This is a genomic window from Fulvivirga sp. (assembly GCF_040218215.1).
Classification (GTDB): domain Bacteria; phylum Bacteroidota; class Bacteroidia; order Cytophagales; family Cyclobacteriaceae; genus Fulvivirga.
In genome coordinates this window covers 105,564-132,182 of sequence record NZ_JAVJQL010000025.1, presented here as the reverse complement: position 1 = coordinate 132,182, position 26,619 = coordinate 105,564, and the positions used below count along the sequence as shown (strand labels likewise).

Below are 26,619 nucleotides of genomic sequence, written 5' to 3'. Positions count from 1 at the left end.
ACCATCCTTACCGAATAGGGATTTGCCTGACTTGAACTGAGCAAGTGCTTTGCTCTGTAATTGGTCAATCTCTTCTTGTGTCATTGTCTATCTAAGTTAATTGTTAAAATCTTCTTAGACAGAGTTTAATTTACAGTCTCTAGATGAAGGCCCAGGACTGTCTAAGGAAGACCAATTAAACTTATTCAAACAAAATCAAACACTTACTCCAAAGCCTACTGGCAATGAATCAAGTACGGGATTAGGACTATCCATTACTAAAAAATATGTTGAATTAATTGGGGGCTCAATTCTCTGTAAAAGTCAACTCGGAAAAGGAAGCACATTCTGTGTTACTATACCTAGGGATATACGGTCAATTGCATTTAATCCTATTTAAAAAACTTTTTCATTAAATCAATAGCTTTGTTGTCTCCATAGCCATTGATCGTTTCATTAAAGATTTGTACATCATTTTCAGAAATATCTGTATCAAATTTAATTTCTGATGATTCTACCTTTTTGGCACCCATTTGCCAGCTCGGAAAAATTCTTTTATCTATTTGACCTGTAGTTATCATAGCCACATTTCGGTGTCGTTCATCTGTCCTTATTTTGTCATAAAGTTCAATTATGGTTTTATATTCACCTTCCAAGTACTGCACAAAGTGAGTATATGAGTAAAGCAAAACACCAGTAATATCTAATCCTTTATTATTTCTTTGACAAGACTCCAATATTCTAGCTATTTCAAGGTCTGTACAATTTTTGTTTCTATTGCTGATATAAAGTAAATTGGAAATCATGTTTAATAATTTAGTTTTCAAATATCTTCCTAAACATTTGATATACTTTTAGACTTTATACTTAAACTCTTCTAGTTACTAATACCCATTTATGTAATAAAATTGGAACAATTAATTTCATTCGAGTATATTTCATAATAAACTGATTATCAAGTTTGTATTAATGTAAATAGGAATTACGTATATTATAAGATTTAGACTTTTATTATAACTATGATTAGAACTGGACTCGTTGATGATCATAAACTTTTCAGAATGACATTTTCCGCGATTTTAGAAAACTACCCAAAATTTGATATTGTTGCTCAGTATTCTAATATAGGGGATGCTTTAAAAAACTTAAAAGAAGATAATATCGATTTTTACTTTATTGATTTGGAAATTGGTTTAGAATCAGGCCTTGAGCTTGGAAAAGAAATAAAGTGTCAATCCTTAAATACAAAACTAATTCTTATGACAATGGACAGAAGCTCTGAAATAGCTTCTAAGGCACATGAAATAGGGTTTGATGAAATCTTCTATAAGGACTTTGATTTTGAAGATTTCAATAAAAGATTAATTCTGTTGGAGGCAAACATTCTTAACTACTAAAACTAATATTCTAACTTTGGATCTAGCTGAATTTAATTCATTAAAATATAATACCCTTTTTAATTCAGAACAGCACATTGTTGTTGTTATAGACAAAGATTGGATAATACTGGAAGTGAATCATCCTTTTCCAGGTTTAACAAAAGATGACATTGTTGGTAAATATCTAATGGACTTACAATTAGACCCAATTGAATGTAAAAGGGTCTCTGAAATCACTCGAAAATCCTTTGATGAAAAGAAAGAATATTCCTATGAGTCAACAGTTTCATTAAATGGAATAACTGTTGTTTACCGTGCTACAATAATTCCGATTATTAAAGATGAAGAAGCCATAGGTGCAATGATGATTTCTCTAGATATTTCACATGAAAAGGAGGTTGAATCAAAGCTCATCGAAAGCGAAAGAATGTATCGCCAGGTAGTTGAAAATGCCAATAGCATCATATTAAGAATTAATAAGGATGCCAATATTGTATTTGCAAATAATTATGCACTTAACTTTTTTCAGTTAAAGGAAAATGAATTAATAGGCCAAAATGTTGTAGGTACTATTGTTCCTGAATTTGACTCTGACGGAAATGATCTAACTGAAATGGTCAAGGAGGCCTTTTCAAACCCATCGACTTTCGGATCAAGGGAAAATGAGAATGTTAAGAAAGATGGCACCAAAGTTTGGGTGAGTTGGGGCAATTATCCGCAATTTAATGAGCTCGGGGAGTTTGAAGAAATGCTTTCAATTGGCAATGATATTACCGCACTTAAAGTCAATGAAAAAAAACTACTGCAGCAAAATCAGCTACTGGAACAGGCCCAGCAATGTATCATTAATGTTGATATGCAGGGTAAAATCAATTATATGAACCAAAGTGCCGTTCACTTTTACGAATATCAAAAAAGTGAACTTCTTGGTCAACATATTTCAGTACTTTACCCCGAAGATAAACATGACTCCATGCAAAATGACATTATTGATCCACTTATAAAACTTGGAAAGAATAATGTGGAAACGGTTACAATTAACAAAAATGGTGTGCGGATCCCAACAGAGTTACACCTTGCTTTAATTCGGAATACCAATGGTCAGCCAATTGGAATGACGGGTTATTGCATCGATATTACAGAGAAAACAAAAAAAGAAAAACATCGAAATAGTCTGGCTCAAATTGTTGAATCAGCAAATGTTATCATTGGTATAGCTGATTTAGAAGGATTTGTCATATACGTAAATTCTGCTGGTGTCGAGTCTTTGAATATTGACATGTCAAAAAAATTTAAATTTATTGAACATATTGCTCCTGAAGAACAGGATAAGGTTGAAGAAATTGTATTACCGACCGTAATGGAAAAAGGAAGATGGTCAGGTGAATCTAAATTCATTAAAGGTAATGGTGAAAAAATAGACGTTTTATTTGATATTTTCTTGTTGAGAAACGATGATGGTGAACCTGAGGCTTTGGCAACTGTAAGCAAAGATATTACAGAATCTAAGAAGCAGCAGGCAGAATTAATCAAGAATGAAAAAAGGTTAATAGAAGCTCAAGAAATTGGGAAAACAGGAAACTGGGAATATGATTATGAAAAAGACAATCTGTATTGGTCAGATCAGGTTTTTAATACATTAAGTCTAGAAAAAAGCAATGTTCAACCCTCTAATGAATTACTGGCAACTTATGTTCATGAAAAAGACAAAGATAATTTTAAGAAACAATTTTTAAATCATATAAAAAATCAAGAGCCTCTGGACTTTATTCACAGAATTGTAACTGAGGAGAATAAAATCCTATATATACGCCAACGAGGCAAATCAATATATGATGATAATGGTAAAGCAATTAAGAGCTATGGAACCGCCAGTGACGTAACAGATCAGGAAATTTTAAAAACCTTATTAGAAAATGAGCAAGAAAGACTTGAGGAGTTAGTAACAGCCCGAACAAGTGAATTAAATGACACGATAAAAAGGCTAAATGAGAGCGAGGAAAATTACAGATCCGTAATCGAATCCACTAATTTAGGAATTTCGATTGCTCTTAAGGATAATGTAATTTTTGTTAATTCGGCCTTGTTAGAAATGTTTGGTTACTCTGATCTCGAAGAGTTTAACACAAAATCTATGTTTGATCATGTTACCAAGGAGTACAGACCTTTCCTTCATGATCGATACAAAAAAGTACAGGAAGGCAAGCTGGTTAAAGATACATTTACGATTGATTGTCTTAAAAAAAATGGAGAGATTATAACATGTCAATTATCGGTTAAAAACATAAAATATGATGGATTTATTGGGAGGCAAGCCTCGTTTGTAGATATTACAGAACTAAAGAAACAAGAAGAAAAATTAAGAAAGAATGAGGAAGAATATCGCAAACTGGCTTTGGAATTAGACAAAAAAGTTAAAGAAAAAGAATTAAAGGAAATTGAGCTTCAAAGGGCTCGAGATAAGGCAAATGAAGCTTTAAACGTAAAGAATGAATTTCTTTCAATAATGAGCCATGAGATCAGAACTCCTTTAAATGGTATTATAAGTTTAAGCGAACTACTTACAAAAAAAATAAAAAATACAGACGAGCTGGCAATAGTAAATACTTTAAATCAATCAGCAGATCATTTAATGAATCTGCTGACAGATATTTTAGATTATTCAAAAATTCAAGCCAATAAAGTTGATATCATTTATACCTCAATAAATGTTAGAGAATTAATTCCAGAAACTATTCTGCTATATAAAAAACAATCTCTGGATAAAAAAATTAGCCTGAATTACAATATTGACAAAAACGTTCCTTCACTTATAGAAACAGATAAAACAAGATTAAAGCAAATATTAAATAACCTGATAAACAATGCTATTAAATTTACTGATGCAGGTTCAATCAATGTGACCTTAGAGCTAGAGTCAATAACCACAGACAAACAGACACTGGTATTGTCAGTTTCAGACACAGGCTGCGGGATAGATAAAGCCGATCAAGATAAAATATTTGATGCCTTTAGCCAATCTAAAATGTCATCTTCTGGTGAAACTGGAACTGGGCTAGGTCTTTCCATAGTAAAAAGTCTGGTAGCATTGCTGGGAGGTGAATTGCATTTAGAAAGTCGGTTAAATGAAGGTTCTACCTTTGTAGTTTTACTCCCACTCCGAAAATCTAAAGAACATATAGCTTTAAAAGGTAATTCAAAGGAGGGGTTAATTTCTGAGAAATTCAATGATCAACATGTCCTTTATGTAGAAGATGTTTTGACAAATCAATTTGTAATGCAAAATGTCCTTGAAGACTTGGGGATATCCTGTGCGATTGCTGGTAATGAAATAGAAGCTCTGAATTTGCTAAACAGTCGAAGATTTGATCTTATAATAATGGATATCCAATTACCTGGGAAAGATGGATTTGAAATAACGAAAGAAATCAGAAAAGGCAACTCATTCTACAGTAACATCCCCATCATTGGTTTCACCGCAGATACAAGTAAAAAAAACAAGAAACTCATGATGCATTCTGGCATGGATGACCTATTAACAAAACCATTAGTTACAAAACAACTAATAAATATTTTAAATAGTTATTTGAGACCAATACCATATTTGTTTTCCTTTTCATTTTATGAAAATACATTTAAAAATAGTCCCAAGAAATTAGCTGACTTTTATGAGGTATTTAAATCTGACATGTACAACTTCCTGGAAGTTTTAGAAGATTATAATTCAAATGACGATTTAGATTTAATAAATAAAGAGGCTCATAAAATACGTTCAATTATCGGTCAGTTACAATTTTCAGAATTTGAAGAATTACTAGATGAAACATTTACCTCTAATAATTCTTCAATTCAATTGGCAGATAACATCTGTCGAATTAAAAGAAAAGTTATTATAATAATTGAAGCAATTAATACAAAATTATAAATACCAATTAACAATTTCTTCATCAAAGTAAGCTCTACTTAAATTCCTATTCGCAAAGTGTTTTACAAATTCTGGTTTAATGCCTAGCTTTTGGGCAAGCTCCTTACAGAATTCAATTTCTCTTTCATCAAGATGTTTGTCCGCGTTTATTACCTTCAGGGCTAAATACATCATTTCGGCCTTGTCAATAATTTTCTCAGTCTCCATTTTTTCAGGATTGTTCATCAGAGATTTGAACTCATCCGGATCCAAATTATGCTCCTTAACAAAATCTTGAAGAAGTTTCTTTTCAGACTTGTGAAATTTACCATCCACCTTGGCCAGATATATGAGAATATTTAGCCTTCTTTTTATTGTTTCGTCCATAATTGTTTAATTTATTCTTCTAAATATTTTCTGGTTCAAATCATAAAATTCAAATTTCTCCTTATCTATAATTGGTACTAATGCATCAAAAAATCCTATTATTAGAAGCCCTCCCGGTTTTAGGTTTTGATAAAATTTATCGAGTACCAATCTTTTAGCTCCGCTGTCAAAATAGATCATCACATTTCTACAGAAAATGATGTCATATTTATTAGGGTTGGTGTCTGTAATTAAGTTGCTCATCTCAAACCTTACATTCGTAATAAGTGATGAGTCCATAAATCCAAATTTGTCTTCCTTTTTGTAATAACTACTTAAGGAGCCTCGCTCATTAAATTTTTTATAATTATGTTCATATTCTGCAAGCTTTAGAATATGATACCCTCCACTTTTAGCCTGAGCCAATGCTTCAGTATTCATGTCTGATGCAAATGACCTTACCTTACCTTCTAAGCCTAATTCATGGATAAGTATATTCATGGTATAGACTTCTTCACCTGTTGAGCAGCCAGCGTGCCATACATTTATTCTTCCTTTCTCAGCAACAATGGTCGGCAGGCTTTTGCTCAGGCTTAGCCAGAAGGTTGGATCACGAAACATAGAAGTTAAACCAACAGAGAGTTCATTAATAAAAGGGTGTACAAAGTCAACCTCTTTCAAAATTTTAATCCACAACTCGTGGATAGAGGTTAACTTAAAAACAGTCATAGCCCTGAGTACTCTGCGTTTTAATGATTTTGGCTCGTAGCAAGTAAAATCGATGCCATGCCTTTTCATTATGGCTGCTGTAAGAGAATTTACTTCTTCATCACTTATTTCTATCATTGCGGACTTATTTTAACAATCATTTCCTTATCAATAAGTACTAAGAGAATGCGACTCAATTCTCCCTGCTTTTTTCTGATAGGATTAAAAATTGCCCTGAATATTTTAATATTTCCTTCATCCGAAACATGAGATACAAGCTCCTCAATTACTTGGCCCTTTATCAGTTCTCCAATAATTTCATTAAAGCGAGTGGTGGAAAAATCAACTTCAAATACTTGGTTAATTGATTTGTTTCGTAGCTCTAAACGAGAAAGCCCAAATTCAGAATGGAAGTACTCATTGGCTTTCTTACATAAACCATTGCTGTCCAATTCTATTACAGGCAACACACTATTATAAATGCCTAAAATTTTGGCGTTGTCTATTTCTTTCTCCTTTTCCAACGTATTAAACTGAGCAAACATTTTGATCGATTCTATTTCGTTTCTGTCACTTAGTACCGGATTAAATGTGCCCAACAGCCACAAATCCTTTTCTTCTTTAGATTTTTGTTTAAACTGGCCTGTAAAAAAATGCCCTTCCATAAGACTTTGCCACATCATTTGATTTTGCGGCTTTTGCCTTTCTTCTTCAGTTAGTAAAACATCATAATTATTACCAACAAGGTCATCAAGAGAATACCCCGAAATATCCAGATATACCTGATTTGCAGAAGTTATCGTTCCACTTGCATCAAACTCTAATGTGGCAATAGTCTTGTTGAGAGTTTCTAAATGGCTGCTTAGCTCTTTGCTTTGCTTTGCAGTTTGGATAAAAAGCTGCTTTTCCTTAGTGATGTCGGTAGCGAATTTTACTACTTTAAAAGGTCTGCCATTAATATCTAGCAAGGGGTTATATATACCCCTTAGCCAGATTTGATTATTGAACTTATCAATCCGCTTAAATTCATGATTGATAAATTCTCCTCTGTTTAGAGTTTCCCAAAGGCGACTGTATTCTTCCTTTTCAGCATCTTCCTTGGTAAGGAATATGCTATGATGCTTATCTACAATTTCCTCTCGCTCGTAACCAACTATCTTTAGAAAATTGTCATTAGCAGTCAGTATAGTTCCTTGCATATCAAACTCAATTACTGCATTAGACCTATCTATGGCTTCAAGTTTGTTTTGAAAGTCAAGAGCCTTCATTTTAGTCTCGGTAATGTCCGCCTGTACCGAAATGTACTTGTCAATTTCACCCAAGCTATCATAAACAGGATTGATAGCTATTGAAATCCAATAACTATTACCATATTTATCATAATTCAGTATCTCCTCATAAAGAGCTTCTCCTTCAGCAATTTTATTTCTAATCCGTGATACTGTTTCTTTGTCTGTATCTGGTCCTTGAAGCATTTTACCCGGCTTCTTCCCAACGACTTCCTCATGAGTATATTTTGTCAGTCTTGTAAAACCATGATTGACGTATTCTATCCTTTGATCTTTATCGGTAATGATTACTGCATTATTTGTATTATCTGCTACGAGTGAAAGCTTCTCGAATTCCCTTTCTCTTTCCTTCCTTGCTGTGATATTGAGAAACAAAGTCAATACCTTTTTAAAATCATCATTCTTATCAACTACAGGAGAGTAATTCGCACTTAACCAAATTGAATGGCCATTCTTATGTCTTACATTTAATTCTAATTGGATATCATTCCCGTGTTCTAACTTGCTCCAAAAATCTGACTCTTTACTTTTAGGAAGTAATAGGTGTGGTAGTTCTTTAAGCTCACTGGATGTATACCCAAGCATGCTCCCAATCATTTCATTGGCCACTAATATGTTACCTTTGGTATCGAATTCAACAAGACCTTGCGAGCTATTTAAGGCGCCAAATATGCCATCAAGCTCCACCTTGTTTCTTTCCATTTCTTCTTGAGTAGCTTGAAGTTCTTCCATGTTCTGCCTCATTTCCTCCTCTCTTGACTGTAATTCCTGAGCCATATTTTGCGACTGTTTTAGTAGATCACTCGTTTGCTCATTCACTTTTACTGCAGCCACAGTAGAGGCTATATTTTCCGCTACATCATTTAAAAATTCGATCTGATAATCTTCGAAAATTTGAAAGGATGCCATTTCTATGGCTCCATAAAATTTGTCATTTACTATTAATGGTAAAATAAGAATAACATTTGGAGTGGCTTCTCCAAGACCTGAAGTTATGGTGACAAAGTCTGAAGGAACGTCAGTAATCATAATCATTTCCTTCTCCAACATAACTTGCCCAAGTAATCCTTGCCCCACCTCAACCTTTGATTCAACAAACTTCTTTCGGTCATACGCATAGCAAGCTGTAAGATTCATATATCTTCCACCATCATCTTCATTTTCAATAAAGAAACCACCTTGATTTGCGCCTACATAATGCACCAGATTACTGAGTATTGTAAAACTTAGGTCTGTAAGGCTTTTTTCATCCATTCTCAGCAATTCACTAAATTTTGCCAGTCCTTCATTTTTCCAGTTTCTTCGCCTTTCATCCTCTATATATTTACTTTGTTTTTTGGCAAGTTCTTTTAGCATCTTGCCTATTTCGTCATCTGCACCAACATGCTTGAACTCATATTCCTTTGTTCCTAGATTGTTGACAAAATCCGTTATTTCATTAATCTTATAATAGATTGAATTCAATTTTTGTACTGCCTTTTCCTTTTCATATGCTTTAAGGTTTTTAGGAAGTACATTACGATCAACCTCTGAAGCGTAGGCAGATATTATAGAAATTCTGTTTGATAAATTGAGAATTAAAAAAAATGCAAAACCTATCATTGCCAAGACTAAACCTACTCTCACCCATTCTTGGTCAATAAAGATTAATTCAACGATTAACAGTAGTGCGGAGACAGCAAAAAGTATTGCCAGCACTGCATCCTTAGTATTTAATGATTTTAATCTTCTCATATTTTAAGGCTTGTAGCGTTCACAAATTCAATCAACATTTTATCCATTTTCCAGATGAAAATAGGTGAGATGCTTGTGTGGTTCTCGAATATGAATTTGGTACGAGTTAGTAGGTAATAGTCACTATTTCCTTCATTGATATATTTGTGGAAATCATGGATATCTTTTAGCTGATAAAGTTGAGGCACATCACCATAGATAGATAGTTTTAAAGAGTTTGATAATTCCGTTATTACAGCCGCGGAGATGATGTTATCAATTTCCATTAGAATTACATCATCCTCTAGTTTTGAATTAGGCCCAAATGCGGCTGACGTCATTTCTGATACAGTTATTTTTTCTTGTTCATTAAAAATCAAATAGCTAGCTCCTTGTATTTGCCCAATCACGTCTGTTTGTAAAACAGTTATATTTTTCAAATGATCCAAATTATCCTTGAGGTAATCATGCTTAGAGCATAGTTCTACCTCCGAACCTTCTATTGTTACCTTTTGACCTGTCATGGAAGAAAATGACTTTGCAGCATGATTATAACCATGATTGATTATTTTACTCATTAATTTTTTTTCATTGACCGTTATTGATGCCATAAACTTTTTTTAAGAATGAGTAAGTGTGTTTTTATTAACTAAATGTTTTGAAAAAATCAGATTGCAGATAGCAGCTACATTTAATACCAGGCATACATGGCCATTTCCCATAATAGTGACACCGCTGATAAGTTTTACCTTGTCAAAAGGCCTCATTAAGGGCTTTTCTACAATTTCCTTTTGCTGCAATAACTTATCTACCACAAATCCAACCGTCCTGTTATTGTAAGAAACTATTACAATATCCAGCTTCTTTTCTTGATGGAGTTCATCGTAACTTTTATGCAACACTTTAGCTTCGTAGACCGATTCTGAAGAATTTAGCGCAAAGAGATCTTTTAAGAAAACAACTGAAATTGTGTTGCCGAGATAAGTGGACACTAGGCCATTACCCACCTTATGAATGGCAGGTTTATATAATGATACAACTGCTTCTGTATATGACAGTGGTATGGCATAGGTTTCATTACCTAAGTCTAATAGCAGCGTTCCCTTAACAGCCATTGACGAAGGTAATCTTAGTGAAAAGGTGGTTCCTTCTCCAAGTTTTGTAGACACGGAGATATCCCCTCCAATCGTATCCAAAGCTTTTTTAACTACATCCATCCCCACACCTCTGCCAGAAATAGCAGTAACCTCATCCATGGTACTAAAGCCCGGCTCAAAAATCATTAAGACTATATCATTATCTGACATTGATTTTGCATCATCGGCTGAAATTAATCCCCTGCCAATTGCTTTTTGACGCACTTTATCTGCGTCTATTCCACTACCATCATCTTTAATTTCAATGATAACCACATCACTTTCTCCAAATGCATTTAAAGTAATTATTCCTTCATGTGATTTGCCAGCTGATTTTCTTGTCTCTGGTGTCTCAATACCATGGCCTACGGCATTACGTATTAAATGAATTAAAGAGTCACTAATTATTTGAAGTATATTCCTGTCTATTTCAGTCTCAGTACCTTTTAAAACCAGTTTTACATCCTTTTTTTCAAGACTTGCTGCATCCCTGACTACTCTATGAAATTTGTTAAAAAGAAACCCAACTTGTACAAGTCTGACATCCATGACTGAATACTGTAGATCTGATGAAATTCTGTTTAATCTGGTATACTCATTAGCATTGACTTTACCTTCATTTGCAGCTATAATCCTGTCGCGTTCAATAACTAATTCACCAACAAGATTTAATAGATTATCTAGCTTTCTCACCGGTACCTGAACTAAATCAGAAAAATTGATTTTGTTATCTTGTACCTCTTCTGTTGTTATTTCTTCATTTTCTTCAACTTCAATATTCTTAGAACTTTCAAGCTCATTATTCTCTGTTGATATGGGGCTCGTCAATTCTTCTACATCAGTTCCATGGACATCTAATTCAGGCTTTTCTCCAGTTTCTCGTACGTTATTCAGCAACACTTCAAGCTTCGTTTTTATGCCTCGAAATTTAACACTACTTCCATTTGAAATGGAATTAATTAATTCACCAAGTGTATCTATCGATTTAAATAATGTGGTGAAAATTGAATCATCTAAATTGAGTTTATCATCTCTAACCTCACCGAATAGATCCTCAAGCACATGAGCAAAATCAGCAACATCTTTAAAGCCCATTCCTGCAGAATTCCCTTTTAAAGTATGAGTTATTCTGAAAATAGCATTGATCGCTTTTTTATCGGTTGGTTTCTTTTCCAATTGAGTTAACAACCGGTTCAACTCTTCATGATTCTCAAGTGCTTCTGCCAGAAATATTTCTTTATACTCCTCTTCTTTAGACATATTTATGAATGATTAACTTTCATTTTTAAAAACAACTCATTATAAAACCGGGTATTTCTTTCAAATTGACGATATAATCTACTGCTCCGATATCTACTGCCGACTGTGGCATGCCATTAACTACACAGGATGATGCATCCTGAGCAATGGTTAAACCTCCCTTTTTCTTTATTTCCAGTAAGCCATGACTTCCATCCCTACCCATTCCAGTTAAAATGACCCCAATGGCCTTTGAACTAAAAATGTCAGCAACAGACTCGAACATGCAGTCCACTGAAGGATGATTATATTCCTTATAAGTTTTAGTGCTATTCTTAAAGACAGTATGCCCTGAAGACTCCTTCTTTAGCATTACATTGCTATCACCAGAAGTCACATATATGACCCCCGGGCATATAGCTTCATTCCTTTTTGAAACCTTAACTGGTAGAGGTACAAGAGTTGATATTCTTTGGGCATAAGATATCAAAAACCTTTCAGGCATATGCTGAACTATAATAACTGGTATTGGAAGGTTAGCTGGTAGTTGAGTGACAATAGTCTCTACTGCACTTGGTCCACCAGTTGACGAGCCAATCACCAAAATGTCATACAGCAAAGAACTTCCAAAAGTGTGTTCGTTCTGATTTATCTTACCAAATCGTTTCCCTAGTGTATTTGAGTCAAGTCCATAGGCCAGTTTAATTTTATCTTTGAGTGCCCAAAGAGCACTTTTAAATTCTTCAGGGTTTTTTGTCTGAGGTTTATCAATAAAATCAAAAGCTCCAGCATTTAACGCATCAAATATTTCAGGTGTAGTTTTACCAAGAGAACTTAATAATATAACTGGTGTAGGATGACTGGCCATAATGCTTCTTACAGCGTAAAGACCATCATATTCTGGCATAATCATATCTGAAACTATTACATCAGGTCGTAAGTGTTGCGATTTACTGGCACCATCCTTGCCATTATTAGCAGTTCCAACAAGCTCAATGTCAGGGTCGGATCTTAAAGCATCAGAAATCATGATTCTCATCAATCCTGAATCTTCAATTAAAAAAGTTTTAATCTTTCTCAATGGTAAATGCATTAAGCTTTAGCTACAGCCGAAATAAGTTTTTCATTGGTAAAAGGCTTAACAATGTAATCTAAAGCGCCAAGACTAAGCCCCTCTGTAATAACTGAATCCTGACCTACAGCACTTATCATTATAACCTTAGAAGTCAAACCCTCTTCTTTAAATACCTTAAGAATATCGGTGCCAATCATGTCTGGCAAGATGTTATCCAGTGTTATGATATCCGGCATTAGTTCAAAAGCTAAATCAATGGCTTCTTCTCCATTTGCCGCCTCACCTATAACTTTGTAGCCACCCTCTACCAAGGCATCCTTTATCAATGTGCGCATATAAAGTGAATCGTCAACTACTAGTACATTTTTACTCATTTGTTTAAATTTTAAATTGAATAGTTTTCATTTCTTGAGTTCTTAATATGGAGTTGGCCAGTGTCTATATCCAAACGGGCAGTTCTACTTTCACCCCCTCCTACATCTTCTCCAATTATGATGATGCCCCTCTTTTTTAACCAAGTCCGTACAAATCCTAAATTTTTTATTCCTATGTGATAGGCATTAATCCCTAAAATATCTGCCCCACCTACAAGTCTTGCTCTTATAGTGAGTAGATGGCTCCCTTCATCAATCATTTGATTAACTATTTGGCTCAGCATCACATCGCTTTCTGAACTCTTTTCATTAGAAGGAAGCATTATGTGGGCACCTGCACCAATCTTTTTAAATCTGTCATATAGAAACACTCCAATACACGAGCCTAAACCATAACATACTATTTCACCAGATACCGACAGAACGGATACCTCTCCCGTACTTAATACCGATCTCATTTGTCGACACTTAACCTGCTGTATCCTGTGACATAGTTTCTAAATCCTTTTCTTCAAGGATTTTAAAAATGTCAATGAGAATAATTAGCCTGGAATCTAGTTTAACTATACCCTGTATATAGTCTGAATCCACATTGTTGTCATGTACAATATTGACGGACTGCTCAATGCTATCCATGGTAACTGTTAGAGTATTAGGCACTTCGGTAACCAATATTCCAACTTTAAATTCATCGCTTTCAACAACCAATGTGTAGTTACTCGCCTTATTCGCATCGTCAGTTGTAGTAGCATCTTTGATCCCAAATTTTTCTTCTAAATCAATAATGCCAATTATATTCCCTCTTATATTGGCCACTCCCTTAACATAATTTGGAGTCTGTGGCATTTTTGTAATATTAGGAGTAAGGACTACTTCCTTGATCTGATCAATCTGAATTCCATATTCTTCATTCCCTTGCCTAAATACAATCAACTGCTGATTACCCTGAGCCTGGCCTTTTTCCTTAGCCTCTTTTATATTCAATTCGTCTTTATCCGACATAATTCAATCGTTAGGTTTGATTTATCTTTTTTTCAATTTGAATTGGTTAACGCCAGCCTGCAGTTCTGTCGCAACTGATGCTAACTGGTCACTTGCAGCGGCAATTTCTTCCATACTAGAGTCTAATTCTTGAGAACTACTAGCAACTTCCTGCGTACCTGCAGCCGTCTCTTCAGCCACAACTACAATTTGCTCAATGTTTTTCACCACGGTATCGATAGACTTCTTCTGGCCTGAAGTAGCTTCCTGTATCTCTAAGGAATATTTAAAGGTCTCTTCACTTGATCCCGCTATCTCTTGAAAAATGGTTTCTGCTTCAACAGAAGCTGTATTGCCCTGCTTCACACTTACCTCCATTGTCTCAATCGCTTTACTTGCTGATTGTGTATCTTTCTGGACATCTTTAATTATTTTTTCAATATCTACAGCAGATTTTCTTGAATCTTCAGCCAGCTTTCTAATTTCTTCGGCCACAACCGCAAAACCTCTACCTGCATCACCAGCGCGTGCCGCCTCAATTGCCGCGTTGAGTGCAAGTAGATTGGTTTGTGCAGCTATGTCCGTTATTACATTAAGTGTCCTTGCTATTTCCTCTGCTCTTTCAGTTAACACTTTGATAGAATCTGAGGTAAGGTTGGCTGAAGTGCTAATACCCAACATATTGTCAACAAGTGTTTTTATTATCTTCAATCCACTTTCTGAACTTTTTTGCCCAGACTCTGCCGCCTTATTTATCAGATTGGCTTTCTTCTCCATTTCTACAGCTGAAGTCATCACTTCTTCTGCCAATTTGGAAGATTCATCTGTTTTAGATGCTTGATCTTGTGCCCCTTTTGACATCTGGGAGATTGCAGAGGCTACCTCAGTTGTATTGCTTTTCATGCTCTGGCTACGTTCAAGCATACTTTCGGCAGAATTAGCCACCTGACTGGCAGCCTGGTCTATTGTACTTAGCAAGGTATTTAGATTTTCTAATGCCTTATTAAGGGCATCTCCCATCTCTTTCACATATCCATCAGCTGAAATGGTAAAGTCATTAGTTAAATCACCTTCTGCTATTTTATTGACAATGTCCCTTACAGCTAATACTGGAAATTTCACTTTCGAAATGTCAGTGGCTATTTTTATAACACTTACGACATTCCCATTTTCATCTTTTATTGGGGCATATGCTGCTTGCAGCCATACATCCTGACCATCTTTTCGCACTCTGGCATATTCACCACCTTGTACCTTCCCACTAGCAAGATCTTTCCAGAATTGACTATATTCAGAAGAAGATGCATAACTGGGGTCAACAAATATTCTATGATGCTGGCCATTTATTTCAGATGATTGGTTATAACCCATAGTACTAACAAAGGCCTTGTTTGCTTCTATTATTGTTCCATCTGGTTTAAACTGAATATAGGCCCAACCTGCATCTACTGCTGCTTGTATGTTTTCACCTTTTGCTCGGGCAGCTACCATATCTGTAATTTCTGTAGCTATTTTAATAACTTTTACCACATTGCCTTCAGCATCTTTCACAGGGGTATAGGAAGCATTTATCCATACAGTCTCGCCTTTTGGTGTAATTCTTGGAAATTCTCCTGATTGAATCTCACCTTTGGCCAAATTATTCCAAAAGGCTTTATATTCATTGCTCTGAGCATATTCTGGGTCACAAAATATCTTATGGTGTTTACCAACCATTTCATCCTGTGAATTATATCCAAGTGCCTTTACAAAATTTTTGTTCGCAGAAAGTATGGTGCCATCTGGTTCAAACTCAATTGATGCCCATCCAGAGTCTACAGCTAATTGTAACTGTTCAGATTTGATTTTTGACTCTCTTTCTTCAGTAATATCTTTTACAAACGCTGTATACTGTACTTTTTTGCCAATTTTTACTTTGCTCAACGTAAGATTACCCCAAAATCTGGCTCCGCCTTTACGCACCATTTCAAGATCTCTTCCCTTCCCAACTACTTTGTTTTCACCTGTTTGAATATTGTTATCAACATACTTGTCGTGATTTTTTTGATGATCGATTGGCACTATCATTTTGACATTCTGACCCATCACTTCCTCCTTTGAGTATCCAAACATTTGCTCAGCTGAGCTATTATAGAATATTATTTCCTTATCTGAATTTATGGTGATAATTGAGTCTAAAGCTTGTTCCAATACCTCTTTCAGTACCTCAGATTCATCAAATTCTGTAGATTTAGATTTTTCAGGAGTTGCTTTTTTACCATTCCCACCTGCGGTAGTTTCACTTTTTGTCTCTTTTGTTTCGAGGTTTTTTCCAAGTGCCATATTTTTCTATTTTTAATTAATATTTAGTTCTTTTCTTTCTTCTAATAATTGCAAAAGCTCATTTGTAAAGGCCTTATAATCCATTGCGCTATTTGAGTCTGGTGCATAATCGATCACACTTTGCCCAAACGATGGGGCTTCAGCAGCTTTTACATTAGTCCTTATTGAACATTTGAAAACGTTCACGTCAAATTCCCTATCTACATGTGCCAATACCTCCTCGGTCAATCTTTTCCTTAAATCCACCATTACAGGTAACACCCCCAGTATTTCCAAATTATTTGGACTATGTAAGCGCACCTCTGTAATGGTATTGATGATTTGTAAAAGCCCCATGATGCTAAAAACATCTAATTGCATTGGAATCAAGACATAATTGCTCGCATATAGCGCATTTAAGGTTAACCCTGAAAGTGACGGAGGACAATCGATTAAAATGAAGTCATAATCAGTACATGCTTCAAGCTCTTTATGGAGCAACAAAAAGTCATCTTCCATAGTGCTTAAATAATATGCCAAATCAATCGTTGTAGGTATAATATCCAAATGATCCGCTTCAATTTTAGCATCGTTGAATTCAATTTTTCCACTCAACAGATCTTTTATAGAATATTCAAAGTCTTTTATAGCAAGTGAATAAGTTAGATTGGCCTGTGGGTCCATATCAATAAGTAGCACCCTATAACCATGCAGCGTAAGTGCTCTGCCTAAATTAAGCGTAGTAGTGGTTTTTCCGGTCCCACCTTTTTGATTGATAATAGAAACTATCATTTAAGAGATGGTTTATGTTGACCGGTTATCTTAAACCTTCTTTTCTTTAGTATAAGCTTCCCTTTGGAACTATTTGGTATGGATAACACTACTTTAGTGCCTTCCTGCAGTTCAGAGGTTATGTATATGCTTCCATTGAGTTTCAAAATAGTTTCCCTAGCGATATATAAGCCTAGTCCTGTTCCTGATACCTTATTGTTTGCTTTATAAAACATGCCACATACTTGATCTACATGTGATTTTGCTATGCCAATACCATTGTCTGTAATAGTGATTATTTGATGATCGTTTTGATAATCCAATTCAACTCCTATGCAGGACTCCTTTTTCATTTCGTCCCGATATATAATTGAATTAGAAAGTATATTTTTAATCACTACTTTCAGTCGGCCGCTATCTGAATAAAATGAGGGATTATTGCTTATATTCTTAAGAGAAAAGGAAATAGGCTCAGAACCGTATAATTGTTTCAAATCCTCCCATACTCCATCTACTAGATCAACCACATCTATGGCTTCATCGCGTAGTCTTTCACGCGTATTAAGAGTATAGTTACTAATTCCGTCTACTATACCGTCAAGGCGTCTGGTACAGTCCCTTAATAGTTTTAAATACTCATGTATCTCATGGTCATTTCCATAATCCATATCCATTAGATTTAATAAACCCAGCATCCCTGATATTGGTGATTTAAGATCATGAGAGGCACTATACAGCAATCTATCCAGTTGCTCTTTAGCAACTCTTAATTCATCATTTTTCTGTTTGAGTAAGGCATCATTTTTAACTTCATTATCAATGTCTATAATAGCTCCGTTATAATTGATTTCTCCAGTTGGTGAAATACTTTTTGCGGCATTTTTTAAACCCCAGAAGGTTTCTCCTGTACTCTTTTTAAATAGTATTTTCTCATTCCTAATGCTCCCTGTTTTAATTAATCTCAGGTCTAATTCTTCTACAATTGATGAGTCAGCATATAGTGATGAAAAAGATCTGTCGGGAATTTCCTTTAAGCTTTTATAGCCGAATAATTTCAAAAATGATGAATTGGCATATTCAATTCTTCTTGCATCATTCTTTCTATAAATACCTTCATAGGTATTTTCATATATGGAATCTAAAATTGACTTTGCATCATTACTCCTTTTTAAAGCTTTCTTAGTTACCGTGATGTCGTTTGCAACTAGAGTTAAAATTTTGCTTCTATTAAAAGGATACCTCTCATGAAAGATTGAAATTTTCAACCATATGGTGCTTTTATCTTTCCTTTCAAATTCAATTTCATCATTAAAGTATTGGCCATTAATTTCTACCTTATCACTAAGCTTATTATTGAGATCAGATTCCTTTTTAAATAATTTTGATATACTGAACTCATTCAGGTCGGCTTTTGTGAGTCCAAGCTTATTATTAAAGTGAGTATTTGATTTTAACAGATCACCTTCCAAAGAAAAAAAGGCAACTGACATTGGCACCTTTTTTAAAAAGGAATTTAAAATATAAAACTCGTTGGCTTCTTTGCCTTTTCTATTTTTTAACAACTCTTTTGAATTCCTCATAGTTTATTCGAGAAAGTCAAAAGTTCTTATAATTAAAATTATATTTTAATAGAGGCTATACTCATATTCATTTGGGAAAAATACCTATTGATAAGGACGTATGAAATTAGGCTCTAATGAAGATCTCTTAATTCTACTTCTACTTGTTTTCTTGTGAAATCTATAAACTGAATTATTTTCTTCTCATCATCACGGCTTAATTTGTTTCGGTTTTCAAAACATTTCTTGATTAAATTATAAAATTCCGTAAACTGAAGGTGTTTTAAAATAGGTTGTATTTTGTGGGCATCCTTTTCAAAAATACTGAGAGAATTGGAATGATTTGATAGGAGAGATTCTTCAAAGCTATCTAAGTCTTTAATAAATAAAAGTAGCAGTGATTTATATTCTTCTTTATTATTATTTTTGACTCTAGTAAAGAGCTTAAAATTAAGCGCAGGTTGGTTTTCTTTAGGCCCTGGATCACTTTCTTTTTCTGACTTCAACTCAATCTCTTCTAAAATCCATACTTAACTTATAAAAATGTAAGTTAAGGGTCGATCAGAGATATAGTTGTAGAGCGTATACTCAAATTATATCAGGATAAATACCTACTAACTCCTTAAATCTTTCCAGTAGCCATTAATTCCTTTATCAACATATTGGTATTTTTAAAACCAAATTTTTTTAAAATATTCGCTCGATGGTTATCAACAGTCTTTTTACTAATCACTAGTCTTTCTGCAATTTGAGTACTTGTGTTTCCTGCTAATATATTTTCAAGTACCTCCATCTCTCTACTTGTTAACTCTTTAATTCCGGTTGGATGATCAGGCTTGGAAGCATAAATGTTATTCAGCATTAATTCTGAAATATCAGAAGAAAAAAATCTTGAACCATTATTGACTTTTCTAATACCCAAAAACAATTCTCCTGAATCAACGTCTTTATTTATATATCCATTTACCTGTAGTTCTAGTGCTCTCGTTACATAAAATTCTTTTTTATGCATCGTTAGCATTATTATTTTTAGATTGTTCAATATTGTTCTAAATGAATCTATATAACTATAACTAAGTTCATTATCAATGGATACATCTAATAACAAGATGTCTGGCGAATCTTTGCTTAAACTTAATTTGCACTCATCTGGCGTACTGTATTCTGCCACAATATTGAAGTCGGGCTGACTCTTGAAAATTTCTACTAATCCTGCTCTAAACAAATTGTGATCATCTAGCAAAGCTATTTTTATCATTATTCTTTTAATTATTTCAATGATGTACTTTAAGGTAACAATATTTTTGTGTTAATGTTAGTTAAAGTATATAAGCATTAGATTATATAAAATTAGGAATCAGTTACTAAGTGTTGATAATTTATATGTTTTTAGGCTATTTGGTACATGTTTGTCATTTTGGTTTAACAAATTAATTATTAGTGCTTTGTACTAATAATATTTCAATGATAATGAATTAAAATGGGGCCATGAATAGGGCACATTTTAGTTGATTTTTTATGAATAAATTGGGTGAAGAAAAAACAAAAAACCCCTTTAAACATGAATTTAAAGGGGTTTTGTATTTAATTGAAGTAATCTAGTCGGGATGACTGGATTCGAACCAGCGGCCCCTACTACCCTAAAGTAGTGCGCTAACCGGACTGCGCCACATCCCGAAATAATGAAGTTGCAAACCTAGATTTACAATTTTTAATTTCAAACATGAAGTCTGAATTTATTTGAGACTGCTAGTCTTCTGTTTCTGCGTTATTAGGAATCTTAATGGTGAAAGTAGATCCTTTGCCTTCTTGTGAGTCCAGCTGAATTTCGCCCTTTAAACGCTCAATAGATTCACTAACAATGAAAAGGCCCAATCCGCTGCCACCCATTTTCTCATCAGATCCTTTGTAAAACATGTCGAAGATGTTATTTTTTAATTTAGGGTTAATGCCTATTCCATTATCTGCAACTTTTATAACCACTTCATTTTGATCGACTACCGCAGATATATTCAACTCAGGCTGCGGCTGATTAAGGTTGCTGTACCTGATAGCATTACTTATTAAATTATTCAAAATGATCTCCAGCCTATATTTGTCACAGTACAGCTTGCCAGTTTGCACAACATCAATGGTTTTTTTGATATGTTGGGATCCTATAAAGTATTCGTGGATGTCAACGGCATTTTTTATAACATCATTTATTATTATATCATCTTTTCGTACCTCCAAATGAGAGTTTCTTGAGTACTGGATTATCTCTTTCAGTAACTCGTCCAGCCTTTTTACGCTGCTTTCCTGAAGGTCTAAATACTGCCTTATTTGCTCTAGATCTTCTTCCTTTTTTGCTAGATTGATGAGGCCCAAAACAGAGGCGAGTGGTGCTCTCAGGTCATGAGAAGACCTATAAACTAACTCATCAAGCTCTTTGTTGGTCTTCTTAAGTTGCTTTATAAGCTCTTTGTTCTCTATACGCAGCTTGTAAGCTTCAAGAGCATAATCTATAGTCTCTTTTAGCTCATTTTTATCCCAAGGCTTAGTGATGTACCTAAACACCCTGCCCTTATTGATGGCCGATATTATGGCTTCCATATCGCTATAACCAGTAAGGATAATCCTGGTGATTTCCGGATAAAGGTTGGCTATTTTCTCGAGAAACTCGACACCCGTCATGTTGGGCATTCGCTGGTCGGTTATAACCAAACGCACCTCATTCTCTTTAAGCATTTCTAAACCTTCCTGTGCAGATTTAGCCACCAGAACATCATACTCCCTTCTGAAAATTATTTTGAAGCTGTCAAGGTTTTTGACCTCATCATCAACATAAAGAATCAATTCTTTGTTGTTGTCGGGCTTTTTTATGATGCTATCCATAAATGCTTAAATTGTATTAAAAGTTATCAATTTATTTTAATTGGCACCTTGTTTTGTTGGTAAAGAAACTGTGAAGATTGTCCCGTCATTATTGCTCGTGAAATTTATACTCCCATTATGATCCTGAATTATACCTAAGCTTATTGATAGTCCAAGTCCGGTACCCTCACCCGGTTCTTTGGTAGTGTAGAAGGGCTCAAATATTCTACTTTGCATTTCCTCTGATATACCTGGCCCATTGTCTTTTATTGTAACCATTACCCTTTCCTCAATCATTTCTGTTTTTACCAGTATTTCACCTTCATTTTCTATGGCTTGTACTGCATTATTGATAAGGTTCATCAAAACTTGATTGATCTGACCAGGCGCGCATTCTATAGGCGGTATATCACCAAACTCTTTTATGATGTTGATTTTGTATTTGTAATTGTTATGCAGCATCAAGAGTACATTGTTAATGGTGTCGTGGATATTATGCCTTTCAATTTTCTCTTTATCCATTCGGGAAAAGGTTCGTAACCCTTTTACTATTTCAGCGGCTTGCTCAGCCCCTGAGTTAATGTGTGTAGCCATTTGGTTTAAATCCTGGGTCAGCTCATTAATGACATCACTTTCTTGATTTGTTAAATTTTTAATCTCTTTATTAAGGTCGTCAAGTAGCATTTTTAGTGCCTCAGAGCTGGTTTTTATATAACCGATAGGGTTGTTCAACTCGTGTGCAATGCCAGCCACCAGCACACCCAGACTGGCCATTTTTTCGGTATGTATGAGTTGATCGCGTGTATTTTTTAGCTGGTATACAGTGTTTTCCAATTCTTTCTTCTGAACCTCAAGATTTTCATTTAAGGCGTGTAACTCCTCACTTTGCTGCCGTAGCTCTTCTTCAGAAGCACTCAACTCATAGTTGGTCAGCTTCAGCTCTTCTTCTATCAGCTTGATATTCGTAATGTCATTTATGTAAGCACAGTTATAAACTGCCCCATCATATTCAATGTTAATGGCATTGATTAATACCGGAAACCTCGACCCATCTTTTTTGATATATGTTGACTCTACATCTTTCAAGGGTTTTTCATTTCTTTCTTTAAATGTTTTACCCCATTGTTTTTTATTCATTGATGGGTCAATTTCATAAATTTTCTTGGTATCAAACTCTTCTTGCGAGAACTGCGATACTTTTATAGTTTCATTGTTTACATAGTAAAACGAGCCATCTTCTTTTATCCATTCAATAAGTATGGGCGCTTTGTCAATTGTTTCCTGCGCCAGCCGTAGTTGCTTCTCTAAATTTTTGGCTTCTGTTATGTCAACTATAAAACCTTCCAAAGCCTGAAGCGTGCCGTATTCATCATATATGCCTATTCCCCTTTCCGACACCCACTTCTGCATACCATTTTTGCAAATTATAGGAAAACTGATTTCATAAGGTTGTTGGTCTTTCAGCGCTCTTTCAATTACTGATTGATTTGAAATTTGGTAGTCCTTTCTTACAATTTTGGTCTCGAAAAACCGCTTGGATTTTCTTATTTCTTCACTTGTATAACCCGTTAATTGCAGACAGCCATCACTAATGAAAGTTACAGTTGAATATTTATCATTGAGGCAGCGGTAAGCCATGCCCTGAAGATTAGTTAATAGTGTTGCATAAGCTTTTTCGCGCTCAGAAATTCTTTTGTTCTGAGAGGAGATTTCCTGTTGAGCAAGCAGCAGTTTCTCTTCCTGTAGTATCTCTCTGGTTATATCTATCATCACTCCCTCAAGGGCGGTGAGTTTTCCTTTGTCATTGTAAACCGCTTTACCTCGGTCAAGAACCCATTTTTCCGCACCACTTTTTGTCACTATTGGATATTTAACATTAAAGCTTATTTTCTCTTTTAAGGCTTTCTTAATTTCCGACCAAACTTTTTTATTAATTGCCGGATCAATTAAATCCTGATCAACCTTAATCTTCCCTGTGCTAAATTCTTCAGCAGAGTAACCAGTCAGTTCTTTGGCACCTTTACTTATGAAAGTCGTCTCCCATCCTCTTCCTTTAGGACGGTACTGGTAGGCCAGCCCTTGTAGGTTAGTCAGTAGCTCTTGATAGGACTCCTCACTATTTTTTAGCTGATCTGATTTATATTTTATTTCATTGGTGCGTTCAGCAATTTCCTTTTCCAGCTCCTCAATAATTTGATTATCAGAGCATTCCTTGTTAATCAGATCTATAAGCTCCTTTTTACTAAGTTTTTCGAGTGGTTCCAATTTCTTTAAATTCATAACTTTGGCTTATACGCAAATAGAAATTTAACTAATTGCACTACTAAATCAAATCAAAAGGATATTTGCACTTTAACGGCTCCAGTCTCAGTAAATGCTTAGAAAACACTTTATATTCTTATTTTTCTTCATTTGCTGGGTGTCTGCATCAGCACAGACAGGTAATATAAAAAGGGCACTTAGGCTTCATGAAAAAAGAAAAATTGAAAAAGCCGAAAAGCAGATTGATAAAGCCTTTAAAAAAGATGCCAATTTACCAGCGGCCATTTATGCCACAGCTAGGCTCAAGTTTGACACAGCGTATAACGATTATAACATTGACAGTGCTTATTTTACCCTTTTAGAGGCCAGAAAATACTTTGCCTTACTTGAGGTTGAAGAAATGGAGAAGCATGCTAAAATTGGGGTCAATCTGATATCTATGGACGAGTTTAAGCGCGACATAGAAACAGCAGCTTTTATTCGAGCCAAGTTGGAGAATACAGAAGATCGGCTCAATTACTTTCTGGAGACTTTTCCAAAATCAGAGCAGGAAACTACAGCTATAAAAATTCGTGACAGCCTGGCATTTCAAATAGCCAGACGGGAGAATACCTATGGTGCCTATGAAGATTTTATGTCCAAATACCCGGATGCCCTTCAGTATGAAGAGGCAAAACAGCGCTATGAGAAGCTTTACTTTACAAAAAGTACTGCTGATGGTAAGCTCGACAGTTATGTGAAGTTTCTTCAGACGCATGGTACTACACCTTACAGGCATGAGGCAGAAAGAAACATCTATGAGATATCTACAGCAGACAATGAGCCTAAAAGCTATCTGATCTTTATGGAAAAGTACCCAAAAAGCAATTGGGTAAAGAAAGCACGCAGGGTTTTGTATCACGTGCTTAAGGGCAAGGATGATGTGGCAAGTTTCCCCAAAAAGTGGCTGACAGACTCGTTAATAACAGTTATAAAATATGATACTATTGGGCCACTTATTCCTGTTTATAAGGCAGGTAAATATGGTTTTGTTGATGTAAAGGAAAACCAAATTATAAAATCTCAATACACTAATATTAATTCTGAGTTGTTGTGCCATGTATTGGAAACAGACTTTTTTCAGTCGGATGAAGGTGTGATTGCAAGAGATGGAAGCACAATCTTACCAAAACATAAGGGTGAAGTTGTGGATTTGGGAAGTGGGTTCTTGAAAGTTAAATATCGAAATGGTTTTAAAGTAGTTCACAAATCTGGGTGGGAGGTAAATGCAGGCTATTGGGATGACGTTAAGCTCTTAAACGGAAAGTTTATTGCCTTTAAAACGGATGATAAATGGGGGTTGATGTCTGTGGCCGGGCGCACTATTACAAAAGCTGTTTTTGATAATATCTCAATGCAAGGCCAGTTTTACATCTTTGAACTAGATGAGAAGTATGATGCCCTTACCGCTAACAAATTGGCTCATGCGGTTGATAAAAACCCCATTAACTTTAACCCAATTCATGAAGATTTTGAACTGCTGTCAGGAAATAAACTGTGGTTGCAGTCTTCTTTTGGTGAGATGGTTTTAGATGAATATCTCAATGAAACTATCCCTTTTAATCAACAGGAAATCAAAATATTAAACAAGGCCATTGTAGTTAAAGGCAGGGAGAAGATTGAACTTCTGGACAATCAGTTTAAACTAAAAGTTGAAAAGCAATCGGATAAAATAGCATATAATGATGAGTATCTGGGCATCAAAGTGCCCAATGGCTGGGAGCTTTATTCCTTTCTGGACTTTACCCTTATAGACACTTTTGACTCACTGACTTTTTACGGGAGTAACTTTTTGCAGGCCGACAAAGTAGATACCACCTTAGTTTACTTTGCTGAAAAGGCGAAACTGATGGTCAAAAATCTCGAAGGTATTAAGTTTCTCACTTCTTCAGGGGCATCACAATACCTGGCTATAAATTACACAGACAAGAAGAAGACCTACTATTATGATATGTATGGAAACTTCGTCATCAATGAAAATTTTGAAGATGTAAACCCTATCGGCAGGGAGTATTTAGTCACAACTGCAAAAGGAAAAAGGGGACTTATAAATAATAAGGGCAAGGAGCTGCTTAAGCCGAAATATGATGCCATTGCCAACTATTCCAATGGTTATATCTCCTATCTGCAAGGCAAGAAATTCGGCCTGATTAACTCTGGGCTGGATGTAAAAGTAGATGCAGAGTACGACAGGAATATCGTGCCCTACAATTCAAAGCTTTTAGTGGCAGAAAAGAATGGAAAATTGGGCTTTATACTGAATGATGGTAAGGAGATTTCCGAATTTGAGTTTGAAGATGTTAAATTCTGGCAAGACTCCGTTGCGCTGGTAAAGACTAACTACTTGTGGAGGTATTTTGATATCTATGATAACACACTCAGGGAAGGCGGATACAAATCATATAACTACCAGTTGAACACATCAGAAGAGATTGTGATTATAGCAAGGGGTGATCAGGGTTATGGTGTTTTTAGCAATACACGAGGAGAGGTAATAGCACCAACATTCAACGATCTTATCAACGTAGGCTCAACCGCTGATCCTATTTATTTTACCGAAAAGCATGTTGAAGAAGCTGAGTTTTATGTAGTGATTTATTATAATAAAACAGGTCAGATTATTAGAAAACAGGCTTTTGAGGCTGCTGACTACATGTTAATTTATTGTGAACAATAGAATTTCTTTCTGAT

20 protein-coding genes, 1 tRNA gene and 1 pseudogene are annotated in these 26,619 nt (G+C 35.1%); 4 read left to right on the top strand and 18 right to left on the bottom strand.

Annotated features, from left to right (window positions below; all coding sequences use genetic code 11):
* Positions 1-151: 151 nt before the first annotated feature.
* Positions 152-379, top strand: a pseudogene (locus RIB54_RS17755) (sensor histidine kinase); the annotation flags it as partial.
* On the opposite strand, the gene RIB54_RS17750 reads toward RIB54_RS17755, so the two are convergent.
* Positions 372-785 carry a BLUF domain-containing protein gene (locus RIB54_RS17750; protein ID WP_350102137.1) on the bottom strand — a complete coding sequence of 138 codons (414 nt, stop codon included), beginning with the start codon at positions 783-785 and terminating at the stop codon, positions 372-374. The pseudogene RIB54_RS17755 and the gene RIB54_RS17750 sit on opposite strands and share 8 nt — an antisense overlap.
* 213 nt (positions 786-998) lie before the next feature.
* Here RIB54_RS17750 and RIB54_RS17745 point away from each other — a divergent pair, with 213 nt between their 5' ends.
* Entirely contained in the window at positions 999-1,376 is a 378-nt protein-coding gene (locus RIB54_RS17745) for a response regulator (RefSeq protein WP_350102135.1), read from the top strand.
* Positions 1,377-1,392: 16 nt separating this feature from the next.
* Positions 1,393-5,283 carry a PAS domain S-box protein gene (locus tag RIB54_RS17740; RefSeq protein WP_350102134.1) on the top strand — a complete coding sequence of 1,297 codons (3,891 nt, stop codon included), beginning with the start codon at positions 1,393-1,395 and terminating at the stop codon, positions 5,281-5,283.
* Here RIB54_RS17740 and RIB54_RS17735 read toward each other — a convergent pair.
* The 17 genes from RIB54_RS17735 to RIB54_RS17655 all read right to left on the bottom strand — a co-directional run bounded on the left by RIB54_RS17735 (position 5,278) and on the right by RIB54_RS17655 (position 23,907).
* Positions 5,278-5,649 (bottom strand): DUF533 domain-containing protein, encoded by a 372-nt coding sequence (locus RIB54_RS17735; protein ID WP_350102133.1) that lies wholly within the window; start codon positions 5,647-5,649, stop codon positions 5,278-5,280. The two genes, RIB54_RS17740 and RIB54_RS17735, sit on opposite strands and share 6 nt — an antisense overlap.
* Before the next feature lie 6 nt (positions 5,650-5,655).
* Entirely contained in the window at positions 5,656-6,474 is an 819-nt protein-coding gene (locus RIB54_RS17730) for a CheR family methyltransferase (RefSeq protein ID WP_350102132.1), read from the bottom strand.
* Entirely contained in the window at positions 6,471-9,359 is a 2,889-nt protein-coding gene (locus RIB54_RS17725) for a PAS domain S-box protein (protein WP_350102131.1), read from the bottom strand. The genes RIB54_RS17730 and RIB54_RS17725 overlap by 4 nt, the downstream gene beginning before the upstream one ends.
* Positions 9,356-9,949: a hypothetical protein gene (locus tag RIB54_RS17720; RefSeq protein WP_350102130.1), complete on the bottom strand. Its 594-nt coding sequence runs from the start codon at positions 9,947-9,949 to the stop codon at positions 9,356-9,358. The genes RIB54_RS17725 and RIB54_RS17720 overlap by 4 nt, the downstream gene beginning before the upstream one ends.
* A 9-nt stretch (positions 9,950-9,958) precedes the next feature.
* Positions 9,959-11,734, bottom strand: coding sequence for a chemotaxis protein CheA (locus RIB54_RS17715; protein ID WP_350102129.1), 1,776 nt, complete (start codon positions 11,732-11,734; stop codon positions 9,959-9,961).
* Positions 11,735-11,759: 25 nt separating this feature from the next.
* Positions 11,760-12,794, bottom strand: coding sequence for a chemotaxis-specific protein-glutamate methyltransferase CheB (gene cheB, locus RIB54_RS17710; RefSeq protein ID WP_350102128.1), 1,035 nt, complete (start codon positions 12,792-12,794; stop codon positions 11,760-11,762).
* Positions 12,795-12,805: 11 nt separating this feature from the next.
* Positions 12,806-13,162: a response regulator gene (locus RIB54_RS17705; protein ID WP_350102127.1), complete on the bottom strand. Its 357-nt coding sequence runs from the start codon at positions 13,160-13,162 to the stop codon at positions 12,806-12,808.
* A gap of 11 nt (positions 13,163-13,173) precedes the next feature.
* A complete protein-coding gene (locus tag RIB54_RS17700; protein WP_350102126.1) occupies positions 13,174-13,620 on the bottom strand; it encodes a chemotaxis protein CheD in 447 nt (148 codons plus the stop codon).
* Positions 13,621-13,630: 10 nt separating this feature from the next.
* Complete coding sequence (locus RIB54_RS17695; protein WP_350102125.1) at positions 13,631-14,164, bottom strand: chemotaxis protein CheW; 534 nt, start codon at positions 14,162-14,164, stop codon at positions 13,631-13,633.
* A 21-nt stretch (positions 14,165-14,185) separates the two neighbouring features.
* On the bottom strand, positions 14,186-16,465 hold the full coding sequence (locus tag RIB54_RS17690) for a PAS domain S-box protein (RefSeq protein WP_350102124.1): 2,280 nt from the start codon (positions 16,463-16,465) through the stop codon (positions 14,186-14,188).
* Between the two features lie 12 nt (positions 16,466-16,477).
* A complete protein-coding gene (locus RIB54_RS17685) occupies positions 16,478-17,236 on the bottom strand; it encodes a ParA family protein (RefSeq protein ID WP_350102123.1) in 759 nt (252 codons plus the stop codon).
* Positions 17,233-18,795 (bottom strand): PAS domain-containing sensor histidine kinase, encoded by a 1,563-nt coding sequence (locus RIB54_RS17680; protein ID WP_350102122.1) that lies wholly within the window; start codon positions 18,793-18,795, stop codon positions 17,233-17,235. Before RIB54_RS17680 ends, RIB54_RS17685 begins: the two co-directional genes overlap by 4 nt.
* Before the next feature lie 113 nt (positions 18,796-18,908).
* Positions 18,909-19,280 (bottom strand): hypothetical protein, encoded by a 372-nt coding sequence (locus RIB54_RS17675; protein WP_350102121.1) that lies wholly within the window; start codon positions 19,278-19,280, stop codon positions 18,909-18,911.
* Positions 19,281-19,396: 116 nt separating this feature from the next.
* Entirely contained in the window at positions 19,397-20,032 is a 636-nt protein-coding gene (locus RIB54_RS17670) for a response regulator (protein ID WP_350102120.1), read from the bottom strand.
* 344 nt (positions 20,033-20,376) lie between these two features.
* Positions 20,377-20,451, bottom strand: a tRNA-Pro gene (locus RIB54_RS17665).
* A gap of 72 nt (positions 20,452-20,523) precedes the next feature.
* Positions 20,524-21,648 carry a hybrid sensor histidine kinase/response regulator gene (locus tag RIB54_RS17660; protein WP_350065670.1) on the bottom strand — a complete coding sequence of 375 codons (1,125 nt, stop codon included), beginning with the start codon at positions 21,646-21,648 and terminating at the stop codon, positions 20,524-20,526.
* 36 nt (positions 21,649-21,684) lie between these two features.
* Positions 21,685-23,907 (bottom strand): PAS domain S-box protein, encoded by a 2,223-nt coding sequence (locus tag RIB54_RS17655; RefSeq protein ID WP_350102119.1) that lies wholly within the window; start codon positions 23,905-23,907, stop codon positions 21,685-21,687.
* A gap of 94 nt (positions 23,908-24,001) precedes the next feature.
* Between RIB54_RS17655 and RIB54_RS17650 the strand changes: the two genes are divergently transcribed.
* Entirely contained in the window at positions 24,002-26,605 is a 2,604-nt protein-coding gene (locus RIB54_RS17650) for a WG repeat-containing protein (protein ID WP_350102118.1), read from the top strand.
* Positions 26,606-26,619: the final 14 nt, after the last annotated feature.

Excerpts from the sequence above, each read along its gene's own strand:
- RIB54_RS17750 (WP_350102137.1), bottom strand. The coding sequence starts at position 785 with ATGATTTCCAATTTACTTTATATCAGCAATAGAAACAAAAATTGTACA.
- RIB54_RS17745 (WP_350102135.1), top strand. The coding sequence starts at position 999 with ATGATTAGAACTGGACTCGTTGATGATCATAAACTTTTCAGAATGACA.
- RIB54_RS17735 (WP_350102133.1), bottom strand. The coding sequence starts at position 5,649 with ATGGACGAAACAATAAAAAGAAGGCTAAATATTCTCATATATCTGGCC.
- RIB54_RS17730 (WP_350102132.1), bottom strand. The coding sequence starts at position 6,474 with ATGATAGAAATAAGTGATGAAGAAGTAAATTCTCTTACAGCAGCCATA.
- RIB54_RS17725 (WP_350102131.1), bottom strand. The coding sequence starts at position 9,359 with ATGAGAAGATTAAAATCATTAAATACTAAGGATGCAGTGCTGGCAATA.
- RIB54_RS17720 (WP_350102130.1), bottom strand. The coding sequence starts at position 9,949 with ATGGCATCAATAACGGTCAATGAAAAAAAATTAATGAGTAAAATAATC.
- RIB54_RS17715 (WP_350102129.1), bottom strand. The coding sequence starts at position 11,734 with ATGTCTAAAGAAGAGGAGTATAAAGAAATATTTCTGGCAGAAGCACTT.
- RIB54_RS17705 (WP_350102127.1), bottom strand. The coding sequence starts at position 13,162 with ATGAGTAAAAATGTACTAGTAGTTGACGATTCACTTTATATGCGCACA.
- RIB54_RS17700 (WP_350102126.1), bottom strand. The coding sequence starts at position 13,620 with ATGAGATCGGTATTAAGTACGGGAGAGGTATCCGTTCTGTCGGTATCT.
- RIB54_RS17695 (WP_350102125.1), bottom strand. The coding sequence starts at position 14,164 with ATGTCGGATAAAGACGAATTGAATATAAAAGAGGCTAAGGAAAAAGGC.
- RIB54_RS17690 (WP_350102124.1), bottom strand. The coding sequence starts at position 16,465 with ATGGCACTTGGAAAAAACCTCGAAACAAAAGAGACAAAAAGTGAAACT.
- RIB54_RS17685 (WP_350102123.1), bottom strand. The coding sequence starts at position 17,236 with ATGATAGTTTCTATTATCAATCAAAAAGGTGGGACCGGAAAAACCACT.
- RIB54_RS17680 (WP_350102122.1), bottom strand. The coding sequence starts at position 18,795 with ATGAGGAATTCAAAAGAGTTGTTAAAAAATAGAAAAGGCAAAGAAGCC.
- RIB54_RS17670 (WP_350102120.1), bottom strand. The coding sequence starts at position 20,032 with ATGATAAAAATAGCTTTGCTAGATGATCACAATTTGTTTAGAGCAGGA.
- RIB54_RS17660 (WP_350065670.1), bottom strand. The coding sequence starts at position 21,648 with ATGGATAGCATCATAAAAAAGCCCGACAACAACAAAGAATTGATTCTT.
- RIB54_RS17655 (WP_350102119.1), bottom strand. The coding sequence starts at position 23,907 with ATGAATTTAAAGAAATTGGAACCACTCGAAAAACTTAGTAAAAAGGAG.
- RIB54_RS17650 (WP_350102118.1), top strand. The coding sequence starts at position 24,002 with ATGCTTAGAAAACACTTTATATTCTTATTTTTCTTCATTTGCTGGGTG.